10 protein-coding genes and 1 pseudogene are annotated in these 11,235 nt (G+C 44.3%); 4 read left to right on the top strand and 7 right to left on the bottom strand.

Translation table 11 applies throughout. The features are described 5' to 3' along the window. Positions 1-421: 421 nt before the first annotated feature. The 4 genes from petH to IM507_RS13370 all read left to right on the top strand — a co-directional run bounded on the left by petH (position 422) and on the right by IM507_RS13370 (position 5,754). A complete protein-coding gene (gene petH, locus IM507_RS13385) occupies positions 422-1,621 on the top strand; it encodes a ferredoxin--NADP reductase (RefSeq protein ID WP_103111913.1) in 1,200 nt (399 codons plus the stop codon). A 216-nt stretch (positions 1,622-1,837) separates the two neighbouring features. Further along, positions 1,838-2,680 carry a ChaN family lipoprotein gene (locus IM507_RS13380; protein ID WP_287637161.1) on the top strand — a complete coding sequence of 281 codons (843 nt, stop codon included), beginning with the start codon at positions 1,838-1,840 and terminating at the stop codon, positions 2,678-2,680. A 92-nt stretch (positions 2,681-2,772) separates the two neighbouring features. Next, positions 2,773-3,648: a 3'(2'),5'-bisphosphate nucleotidase CysQ family protein gene (locus tag IM507_RS13375; RefSeq protein WP_002733948.1), complete on the top strand. Its 876-nt coding sequence runs from the start codon at positions 2,773-2,775 to the stop codon at positions 3,646-3,648. Positions 3,649-3,882: 234 nt separating this feature from the next. Then, positions 3,883-5,754: a GTPase family protein gene (locus IM507_RS13370; RefSeq protein WP_287637159.1), complete on the top strand. Its 1,872-nt coding sequence runs from the start codon at positions 3,883-3,885 to the stop codon at positions 5,752-5,754. A gap of 248 nt (positions 5,755-6,002) precedes the next feature. Here IM507_RS13370 and IM507_RS13365 read toward each other — a convergent pair whose 3' ends face one another. From IM507_RS13365 to IM507_RS13335, 7 genes and pseudogenes are all read right to left on the bottom strand, one after another. Then, positions 6,003-6,785 carry an acyl carrier protein gene (locus IM507_RS13365; protein WP_002734542.1) on the bottom strand — a complete coding sequence of 261 codons (783 nt, stop codon included), beginning with the start codon at positions 6,783-6,785 and terminating at the stop codon, positions 6,003-6,005. 176 nt (positions 6,786-6,961) lie between these two features. Then, complete coding sequence (locus IM507_RS13360; protein ID WP_008202804.1) at positions 6,962-7,165, bottom strand: hypothetical protein; 204 nt, start codon at positions 7,163-7,165, stop codon at positions 6,962-6,964. Between the two features lie 99 nt (positions 7,166-7,264). Then, a complete protein-coding gene (locus tag IM507_RS13355) occupies positions 7,265-8,131 on the bottom strand; it encodes an alpha/beta fold hydrolase (protein ID WP_123230206.1) in 867 nt (288 codons plus the stop codon). A 57-nt stretch (positions 8,132-8,188) separates the two neighbouring features. Continuing rightward, positions 8,189-9,010 (bottom strand): phosphoadenosine phosphosulfate reductase, encoded by an 822-nt coding sequence (gene cysH, locus IM507_RS13350; RefSeq protein ID WP_016516985.1) that lies wholly within the window; start codon positions 9,008-9,010, stop codon positions 8,189-8,191. A 475-nt stretch (positions 9,011-9,485) separates the two neighbouring features. Further along, positions 9,486-10,286, bottom strand: a complete 801-nt coding sequence (locus IM507_RS13345) for a tetratricopeptide repeat protein (protein WP_002732506.1) — start codon at positions 10,284-10,286, stop codon at positions 9,486-9,488. A gap of 42 nt (positions 10,287-10,328) precedes the next feature. Then, positions 10,329-10,862: a 5-(carboxyamino)imidazole ribonucleotide mutase gene (purE, locus tag IM507_RS13340; RefSeq protein WP_069474555.1), complete on the bottom strand. Its 534-nt coding sequence runs from the start codon at positions 10,860-10,862 to the stop codon at positions 10,329-10,331. A gap of 24 nt (positions 10,863-10,886) precedes the next feature. Further along, positions 10,887-11,235: pseudogene (locus IM507_RS13335) on the bottom strand (Uma2 family endonuclease); the annotation flags it as partial.

Raw genomic sequence — 11,235 nt, 5'->3', positions numbered from 1 at the left:
TGAAATGGGGCGAAAGTCTGTGGACTCTGTGTAAGACAGTACATGGTTTTTTAACTGTGGTATGCGACGGTGGTGGAAGCAGAAACTTAAATCGTGAGGTTTAGGAATCGCCGCACTTTTAGGGCGGCGAGGATGTCAAAAAATAATTATCGCTAATATCTGTCCCCCGCTCTTGTCCTCATCAGGCCAACCAGGGGGATTTTTAGCATAAACGGGAAAAAGTAACATAAATCTTAATAAAAAGTAAAATGCTGCAAATGTAACAGATTTTAACCAGAGAGTTGACGTATTTTTAAGGAAAGGATAAAAGCGATGTCTGTGGTTTTTTTAAGATAACTCTCAATTAGGCCTAGGTGTAGTGTACCGATGGTAGGCTAAACTATGGAACGATTATCGTGACTTGAGTTGGGAGTTATATTTAATGTACAGTCCGAGTACACTAGCGGGAAACCGTTTATTTGTTTACGAAGTGGCGGGTCTCAATCAAAACGACAATACTGACAGCTTAGATTATTCAATCCGTCAGAGTGGAAGCGTGTTTTTCACGGTTCCCTACAGTCGCATGAATCAAGAAATGCGTCGGATTACCCGTTTAGGTGGTCGTATCGTCAGCATCAAACCCTTCAATGGGATTGCCCCCGTAGCAACTGTTTCTAGTGCCTCCACACCACAGCCAATCGCTCAATCATCGCCCGTCCCCGAACAGACCAAGAAAAAGGCCATGACTCAAGCGAAAGAAAAAACAGATATCCCCGTCAACATCTACCGTCCGAATCAACCCTTTATCGGCAAATGTATCGAGAATTATGCTCTCGTTGATGAGGGGGGTATCGGCATCGTACAACACGTCACCTTTGACCTTTCTGGGAGCAATTTACGCTATTTAGAAGGGCAAAGTATCGGTATTATCCCCCCGGGTACCGATGCTAATGGCAAACCTCATAAATTGAGACTCTATTCGATCGCCTCCACCCGTCATGGTGATAAATTAGACGATAAAACCGTATCCCTCTGCGTGCGTCAGTTGGAATACCAACACCCAGAAACCAAGGAAACCGTTTATGGGGTTTGTTCCACCCATCTCTGTAATGTAGGGGTGGGGGACGATGTGGCTATTACTGGTCCCGTGGGTAAGGAAATGCTGCTACCGGGTGATGAAGATGCCACTATCATTATGATGGCCACCGGGACTGGAATCGCTCCCTTCCGAGCTTTCCTCTGGCGGATGTTCAAGGAACAACACGAAGATTATAAATTCAAAGGTCTAGCTTGGTTGATTTTCGGAGTTCCCAAAACGGCCAATATTCTCTACCAAGAAGAATTAGAGAAAATCGCGGCGGAATTCCCCGATAACTTCCGTCTCACCTATGCCATCAGCCGGGAACAGCAAAATCCCCAGGGCGGCAGAATGTATATTCAACACCGGGTAGCCGAACACGCTGACGAAATCTGGAATCTACTCCAAAGTCCCAAAACCCACGCTTATATGTGCGGACTGAAAGGGATGGAAGATGGTATCGACGATGCTATCAGTGGTGCTGCTGCTAAAAATGGCGCTGATTGGTCTGTCTATCAGAAACAACTGAAAAAAGAACATCGCTGGCACGTAGAAACCTACTAAACCAGAAAGGTTCTCTGAAAATTTTTGGGGGTGGGCATTGCCCACCTTTTTTGTCTTGGCTTCGGTTAAGATAAGTAGCTGGTTATAATTAAATTAAAAATGGATTTTAGGTTCGATCCCCCCTACCCCCCTTAATAAGGGGGGTGCCGATAGCCGGGGGGATCTGAAAGTTTTTAATACCTATCTACTTAGGTTTTTTAAAAGACCTTTAAAAAGATGAAATTCTCTCGACGCTTTTTTCCCGTTTTCCTTGCCCTCTGCTTACTGTTTATTTTGCTGCCCCGGGCCTGGAGTTTTACTAATAGCCAAAAAGAAATTCTGGCCGATTTAAAAACAGCCGAGATTATTTATCTGGGAGAAAGGCACGATAGTCAAGCCGACCATCAGGCCCAATTAGCTATTATCGAGTATTTACAGGCTAATAATCCCCAAATAGCGATCGCTTTCGAGATGTTTCAACGTCCTTACCAAATCTATTTGGATCAGTATTTAGCCGGCAAAATTAGCGAAAATCAGTTGAGAGAAAAAAGTGAATACGACCAACGTTGGGGATTTGATTGGGAATTTTACGCCCCGATCCTGCGCTTGGCCAAGGCGAAAAAACTACCATTGATCGCCCTAAATACACCCACGGAAATCACTAGAAAAGTGGCACGAGAGGGCTTAGAAAGCCTCTCCACCTCAGAAATGACCTACATTCCCCCTAAAAGCGAAATAAACCAGGATAACGAGGAGTACCGTCAACAGATCTTAGCCGTTTATCAGCAACACACGGGGGGCAAAAGTCAGGGATTCGATCGCTTTTTTCTGGCACAGGTCCTCTGGGATGAAACCATGGCCGATGCGATCGCTAAATTCTGGCAAGCTCATCCCGAATATCAGATCATCGTCCTAGCAGGAAAAGGTCATATTGCCTACGGTTACGGTATTCCCAGTCGAGTCCAAAGAAGATTAGGCGATCGCGTCAGCCAGCGCTCGGTTTTCTTGGGAGACGCTCCCCAATCATCACCGGAAGAAACCAAAAAACCCGCCGATTATTTTTGGCAAGGGCAAAATTAAGCCAGTCAGGAGCTAGGAAGCAAGGGATGATAAGCTAAGATGCCAGTCTTTCAATTTAGTAGATAATAGGTCTGAAAAACTGAGGCTATTTTATGATTAATTTAACCTGTCAAGATACCGAAACACTCGATCGCATTTTAGCTGTGACTCGTGCCGTCGGTTGGGGTGGTGCTAAAATCCTCCAATCCTACCACCGGGGTGAACAGGATTTAGCCGTCAACGAGAAGAAAAAAGGCGGACCGGTGACTGCGGCGGATTTAGCGGCAAATCACTATATTTTAGGGGAATTACAAACAAATTTCTCGGATATCGACTTTGGTTATCTGAGCGAGGAAACCCACCAGGGTAATGAAGCTATCCCGAAAGATTGGGTATGGATTATCGATCCTTTGGACGGAACCCGCGATTTTATCGACAAAACGGGAGAATATGCCCTACATATCGCCTTATGTTATCAAGGAAGACCGATCATCGCCGTGGTTGCCTTACCGGATCAAGAAAAACTCTATTTTGCCCAAAAAGGAAAAGGCACTTTTCTAGAAACTAGCGACGGCAATATTACACAGGTAAAAGTTGCCAATAAAGATAAAATTACCGATCTCTATCTGGTAGTTAGTCGTACCCATCGCGACCAACGTTTTGATAATCTATTAAGTCAAATACCCTTCTTCGGTAAAAATTATGTGGGCAGTGTGGGCTGTAAAATTGCCACGATCCTCGAACAAAAATCCGATGTTTATATCTCCCTATCGGGGAAATCGGCCGCTAAAGACTGGGATTTTGCCGCTCCAGAGTTGATTTTAACGGAAGCAGGCGGCAAATTCTCCTATTTTGACGGTCAACCCGTGCGCTATAATCGCGGCGATGTGCGGCAATGGGGGGGGATCATGGCCAGTAATGGCCCTTGTCATCAACAACTTTGTCAGTTGTCCACAGCAATCCTCGCCCAAATTGATGCCACTGTCTAATTTCTGACTTGAAAGAGGGTGTAGGGTGTGGGGTGTGGGGTGTAGGGAAGGAAACCTCTTTCATCTGTGGGGGTGAAAATTTTTTCATCGGGACTGACTGGAAAATAGAAGCTGAAATAACGCCAATTCGTCAATCAGAATATTTTCAGGCTTGGCGGTGCCAACTTTGGCATCAGGACTGCCCCCTAACCGACAATCAGAGATCGCTAGAATGGAAAAAAACCAGATCGAGAAATGTTACGGTTAAAAACTTGGCAAGGGTTGATTTTAGCAGTTCCGATCGCCGCCGTGGTGATTTTTCTGATCGTGGCCGCCAGTGTCCAGATCAATCAATGGGGTTTGAATTGGATTTGGGCAGTTTTTACCCTGATTTTTGTCGCTTGGCGCTTCCTGTTGGTCAAATGGACGCGCCCAGCAGTCGGGGAAATTGAAGCCGCCATCGGGGAAATTAAGGCAGAATTAACCCCTCCTGAAGGTGATTCCGGGGGCAATGTTGAGGAAATTATCGAGAGGATTATCGTCGCGGCCCGCAATGATCGCCCGGTTTGGGAAGATTGGGCGACTTTTTGGCAACGCTGTCAGGATTTGGTCAGTGCCATCGCTCATATATATTACCCCGATGTCAAGTACCCCTTATTAAATATTTACATTCCCCAGGCCTACGGTTTAATTCGGGGAACCGTGGATGATAGCGATCGCTGGATGCAGAATCTTTCCCCGGCCCTGAATCAAATCACCATCGGCCAAGCCTATCAGGCCTACGAAGTTTATCAAAAATTGCAACCCTCGGCCCAGAAACTTTGGCAGGCCTGGAATTGGGCGCAATGGGTGATCAATCCCGCTGCGGCTGTGGCTAAAGTTGCCAGTCAAAAGTACAGCGATCGAGCGGATCAGCAATTATTAGTCAATTTAGGGCAAGTTTTGCGGGAAAATGCCCTAAGAAATCTCTCTCGCCAAGCGGTGTTACTCTACAGTGGCGGCAATCTCGCCCCAACTCTCCCCACCAAGACCAAAATCGCCACTACTACTCTCAAGGAAATTCTCGCCCAAGCTGAACCGATCACGGAAATCGATCGCCAACCGGTTAATATTCTGCTGGTTGGACGCACCGGGGCCGGCAAAAGCAGTTTAATTAATACTCTCTTTCGGGCCGATTTAGCCCAAGTGGATCTATTGCCCAGTACCGACGCGATCCAATCCTACCATTGGCAAACCCCAGAAGGAGACGAGTTAATCCTCTGGGATACCCCGGGCTACGAACAGTCAAATCGGGCTGATGATCGGCAAAAGGTTCTTAATTATGCCGAAAACGCCGATTTATTGATTCTGGTAACTCCCGCCCTCGATCCCGCTCTAGCCATGGATGAGGCTTTTCTTAAAGATTTGCAACAAACTATTGACAATTTACCAGTTATAGTCTGTGTTTCTCAAGTCGATCGCCTGCGTCCGGTGCGAGAGTGGCAACCTCCCTATAATTGGCTGACGGGAGAAAGTCCCAAAGAAGTCAATATCCGCGAATGCTTGCAGTATCGGGCGGAATTATTCGAGGATCTTTGCGATCGCATTTTGCCGATGGTCAGTCAACAGCCGGATAGAGAAGCTTGGGGGGATGAGGAGTTATCAATCGCTTTACTGGGGGCAATTTCACCCGCAAAACAGTTGCGTTTGGCCCGTTTTTTAGCGGATTTAGAAACTCGAACCTTGGCAGCGGCGAAAATAATCGATCGCTATACTTTACAGATGGCCACGGGGCAAGGTTTAACGGCCCTATTAAAAAGTCCTATTCTAGGTTTTATCTCCACTTTAGCCACGGGAAGACCGACCTTAGCCTATCTTTTAGCTGAACAAATTCCTGTGGAACAATTACCAGTAGCGATCGGTAAATTACAGATGGCCTACGAGCTTTCTTCTCTCTTAAATACGGAGAATAAAAGTTTTGATTTATTGGCACTTTGGCCAATACTATTAGAAAATTTTAGCACTGCTGACAAGGAAGCTTGGGCCTGGGGTCATGCTCTGGTAGAATATTGGACAAAGAAGCTATCGATCGAACAGTTCCGGTCAAGTTATCAGGGGTATTTAGAAACGACAAAAACAGGCCTTTAACCAGATTAATTAAGCTAAAAATTTATTCCACTTTAAAAGTATAGGAGAGTGGGGAGGAAAGGTTTCTGGGGTTGAGATTTCTGGCCCTTGTACTAAAATTCCTCAGTATGCGGTTTAAATGCAGTGCAGCTTAGATGGGTACGGGAATAAAATAATTACTCAAATCTTTGTTTTTAGGTGTGTTATTGCAGAATAATATACCTTGTTTGATCAATATTTTTTTGGGTTTCTATGTCGCTATAACAATGCTAGATATCATCTAAAAGATGGTTTAATTGACCTTTCAACAAATCTAGGTTCTGATTAGCCTTTTCAAGTTGAAGACTCAGTTTTTTTATTTCCGACTCTTGAAGGCTTATCTTTTCAGAAAGATCGTCTATCTGTTGTTTGCAAGAGTCTAGATATCCACTTTTTATGATATCAATAACATCAAAGTAAGAAATTTTTTGGTCATTCATAAAGCAATATATCTGACATATTTGCTCTAAATTCGATAGTAGAAAATCATTTTTAAATATATCTGAAAATGATATTATACTGGACACGTCAAAACTTTTGTGTCTCAGGGAAAGGATAAGTTTTTCGATATTTTGATGATTATTGGAAAAAGTGTCACTTGAAAATATTTCTATAAATTTACTGATTTCTATTTTCTTGCTTTCTAAGAACAATAACAATTTTAGAGTTTTTGTCTTTATTCGTATTTTTAGATATTCTGCAATCTCAAGGTTATATTTTTGTTCAAAAACAAATTCCAATAGATCTTTAAATGTAACTATTTTTTTAGATACTTCATCGTATGGAATTTCTATGTCAAATTCCTGCTCTATTTGATACAAGAAATTTAGAGCATCATCTTCATCTCCACCATTTGATAATTCAAGAATATAATTATACTCAGTTTTAAAGATGACAAAATCTAAAACTGGCTGAGGTATTTCAGAAACTTCAAATACTTCTATCACAATATTATAAATTCTTGAATAAGTTCTTGAATAAATATCTTCATAAGTTTTATTGTTCATATCCATAATTATAACTATTTTGTTTGTGTTAAAGGTCATCCAATGACAGACTGGCTTGAGTGTAGCATTTTTATTAAACTAATGCAAGCACAAGTAATACTCAACCCTGTTTAAAAAGTATAGAAAAGTAGGCAGGGTGGAACGGTAGGCGAGTGGACAGATTTGGTATAATGCTTCAGCAATTATTGAGATGTTAATTTATTGTAAGCAGAAATAATCGCCGCATTTTCCCAATCATCATCAAAAGGAAGCGCATCGGGATCTGACAAAGCATTAGCCTCGATTTCTGCATCGCTCATCGATTTAACTCGCTCCCAATCGGTTAAATTATTAATATCTGGGGGATTATTTTCTATATTTATCCTTCCTAAAGCTGGTATTTCCATAGGCGGTGGCCAGTGCAGAACTACAGTGATATACTAAGGATAACTTTCTAAATACTTTCTAGGGAGATTTTGCTATCAATTCCCAGAAAGTATCGGGTTTTAGGTTTTGCGTCCGAGAAAATTAATAATCCGGGGACTAATTTCTTTTGACCAATGTTCTTGGGGATAGTGTTTTGCTTCCGAGAGGGGGATTAATTCCACTCCTGATTTAGTAGCTAATTTTTCAACGGTGACAGAAGATAACCAAGGATCCGCCATTCCCCAGACAAAAAGGATAGGTTTTTCAAAGTTCTCTAAACCTGTCTCAATTTCTGCCATAGTTTTCGATAGGTTTAAATTGCGAATCGTGGCCAGTAAAGCGCGACCCACTGCCGAAGTTTTTAGATAAGGTTGACGGAAAATAGCCAGATCTGCATCACTAATCACAAAACCGCTACCAGTTTCTAAAGTACGATCGACTAATAAGGGGTCTTGAGTCGCCATATCTCCGAGGAAAGGTATCCCCCATTGTTTCATTATCCATGGTAATTTGACATCACTGGAGAGGGGAGTATTTAAAACGATCAAGCACTCAATTTTATCGGGATTTTCTAGGGCGTATTGTAACCCGACGGAGGCTAAAAAACCCTGGACAATGAGGGAGATTTTCGGCAATTGGAGAGCTTGAATAAAATCAGCCAAGGCTTGACAAAAAGCGCTAGGTGTGTAGGCGAAATCTCTGGCATCGGGTTTAGCGGATAAACCGGAACCGATCCAATCGGGGGCAATGGCATTAATGTTATATTCTTCTAAACTGGTCAATAATTCCCGCCAAATATAGCCATGGGCGGGTAAACCATGGAGTAGGATCACGGGGGTTGTGTCCGGTTGTTGAGCGGGGTTAACCTGTCGATAAAACCACTTGAGAGAGCCGACTTCGAGAAAACTTTCTAAAATAGCCATGGTTAATGGGGGATTAATAATCATTAACCATTGTCTAACGTCTAGGAACCGATCGCACCGGCAAATTTTCCACCCCGGCAGTTATAGGGAGCTTGCGTCGAGACTTTGTGCTTCTCCGGGGGTTAAGGGTAAATGAAGACCGCATTCTTGTTTTAAACCCTTGAAACGGGTGTCTCGTTCGTTGCTATCATCGGCGGTTAAAGGCCGACTGGAGTGCCAATCGCCGACGGAGACATAACCTAGATCAAAATAGGGATGGTAGGGAAGATCGTATTTAGTCAGATAGTCGTAGATGGTTTTGGCATTCCAGTCAAGTATCGGTAATATTTTGTAACGTTCGCCCTGTTGATTGACCCATTGGAGAGTTTTGCGGTGGTCGGTTTGGTCGCGACGTAAACCCGCTAACCAAGCGGTGGCCTTTAATTCCTTCAGGGCCCGTTGCATCGGCTCCACCTTGCGGATTTTGTCGTAGAGATTGAGGGAGTCGAGATCGTTATTTGACCACAGTTTACCGTGGATTGCTTCCATGCGGGCGGGACTGAGGGGAGATTGATAAACTTTCAGGTTTAAATGGAGGCGTTGGCTTAAGTCTTCGGCAAATTGATAGGTTTCCGGAGGAAGATAGCCGGTATCGATCCAAATGATGGGAATATCGGGGATAATTGCGGTGACGAGGTGCAACATCACCGCCGCTTGAATGCCGAAACTGGTACTCATCACCAAACCTTCCCCAAAGGTGGCCGCAGCCCAAGCGACGATTTCTGCGGCGTTAGCGGAGTCAAAACGTTGATTAATTCTGGCGAGGTCGAGGGATAGAGGGGAGGAAAAAGACCGGTCGGCAGTGGCGATGAAGGCGGTTTCTAGGGCCTGTGGATGAGAATTAAGCAAGTGTAAATCTGGCATTCTGGCTAAGATTTAAGGTGTACAGTAGCGGCGGATACTGATAGAGTCCAATCTATCCCTGTAATTGGATTATAGCATTGGGCCATCGGCCCGTTCTAGCTATTCCTTTTCCTTTCCAGAGCCTGGTTATTCGATCGAGGATAATGGAACTATCAGGCCTCAATTGTATTTTAGTCGCTGATTTCAGGATAATTGGACTCTCAGCCCCGCTACTGCTAGAAAAGTTACTATTTAGGGTCTGCTGAAAAAGTTTTTCGTGGGGACAGGGTGTGGGGTGTGGGGTGTGGGGTATGGGGTGTAGGGTGTAGGGTTTTACCGATTTTGAGGGGGTCAATTACCTAATTTTCAGGGAAAAAGTCCCTGAATTTTCCCCCCGATCACTCCCATATTTGCTACTTTTTGATTGACAAAAAGTCTAAAAGTCTTAGCCAACAAGGTTTTTAGATTTATTCAGCCAACCATATTTAGTAATTCTTTACTTTAAGTTAAGAAACTTATCTAAGGCTAGAACCATATTCGGCGGCCAACGGCGCACGCTTTTTACCCAATCGAGGTCTTGATAGCGGGTATCCATGCCGACGGCGGCTACCCAATTGCTTTCCGCTTCTCCCTGTTGTCCTTGGGTCCATAAAACGGCGCTTAAGGCGGCTCTGACATCGGGGAACATGGGGTATTTGCGGGCAATATTCCGCATTTTTTGGACTGCTTCGGGATATCTGCCCAATTCGTACAGGGCCAGGGCCAGATTAGCTTGCGCCCAGGCAAAATTCGGGGCTAGTTGAGTGGCTTGGCGATAGTCTTTGACGGCGGCTTCCCAGTCCCCTAAACCGCCCTCAGCGTTGCCGCGATTGTTATAGGCAAAGGCATCATTGGGATCTAGTTCTAAAACTTTATTATAATCGGCGATCGCTTCTTGATATTTGCCTTCTCCCTCTAAAGCGGTGCCGCGATTGAGGTAGGGATCGGGGGCATCGGGGGCAATGGCGATCGCTTGGTTGAAATCAGCGATCGCATCCTCTAATTTATTGAGACTAACTCTGGCATTGCCGCGATTACTCCAGACGGCGGGGTTAGTGGGGAATTTGGCGACTAATTCGGTCCAATAGCTTTCGGCCTGGGCGTAATCGCCTTTTTCTGTGGCTTCTAGGGCTTTTTCGGCGATAACTTCCCCTTCTCTAATCTGTTCTTCGCTAATAGTCGGGCTATCGGCATAAGCCGCTATGGGTAGGGCAAAAAAGAGCAATAGACTCAATACACAAGCGGTGATCCAACGCATAATTACTTCATAATTTGTTACTTAATCTTTTCTCAATCTACCCTACTTAGGTGAACTCTGCCCTAGATAGTCTTGATAGCCTAGTCGTTGAAGATTGCTTTGTTTTTCGAGGACGGAATCGGTGAGGGATTGACGATAGGCGATAACTTGCTCTAAAAGATCAGTATTACCAGTGGCGAGAATTTGAACCGCTAAAAGTCCGGCATTTTTGGCATTACCGATCGCCACCGTGGCCACGGGAATGCCTGCGGGCATCTGTACAATTGAATAGAGAGAGTCTAACCCTTGTAAAGTGCGCGTGACTACGGGAACTCCAATCACGGGTAAGGGGGTTAAAGATGCCACCATCCCGGGTAAATGGGCAGCACCACCCGCTCCAGCGATAATCACTTTTATTCCCCTCTTATGAGCGTTTTTGCCGTATTCAAACATTTTTTCGGGGGTACGATGGGCTGAGACGATGGCGACTTCGTGGCTAATCTGAAAAATCTCTAAAACTGCGATCGCTTCTTTCATGGTGGGTAAGTCGGAATCACTGCCCATAATTACACCCACTAGGGGCGCTGCTGTCACCATAGCTACTAGAAAATAATATTTCCCCTAAATTGTATCGGGATCGATGCCTAATTCTCGCAATTTTTGGGCTAATTTTTCCTTAGCCTGACGTTCCCTTTCTTTCTCTAAAAGAGCCTGCTCTTTTTCTAAAATAGCCTGTTCTTTTGCCTGTCGTTGCTCTAATTCCGCTTCTTGAGGAGTGGGGACTAATTGACCATCGCCGGTAAAATAACGCAGTTTCCGGTCAAATATCCCTAAATATAATCCTAACTGTTCACTCCACAGATAACCCCGGTCATTGGGAGAAATGGCTTGATATTGTCCCCCAATTAGTCTAAATCCTTGCAATTCTAAAGTATTAGGATCGAACCAAAAATAATTAGGAGTGCGAAAG

The sequence above is a fragment of the Microcystis sp. M20BS1 genome (assembly GCF_020245305.1).
In the GTDB taxonomy this organism is placed as follows: Bacteria; Cyanobacteriota; Cyanobacteriia; order Cyanobacteriales; family Microcystaceae; genus Microcystis; species Microcystis ichthyoblabe_A.
Note: the sequence above shows the minus strand (reverse complement) of the source record. Positions and strands in the feature narration are given on the sequence as shown.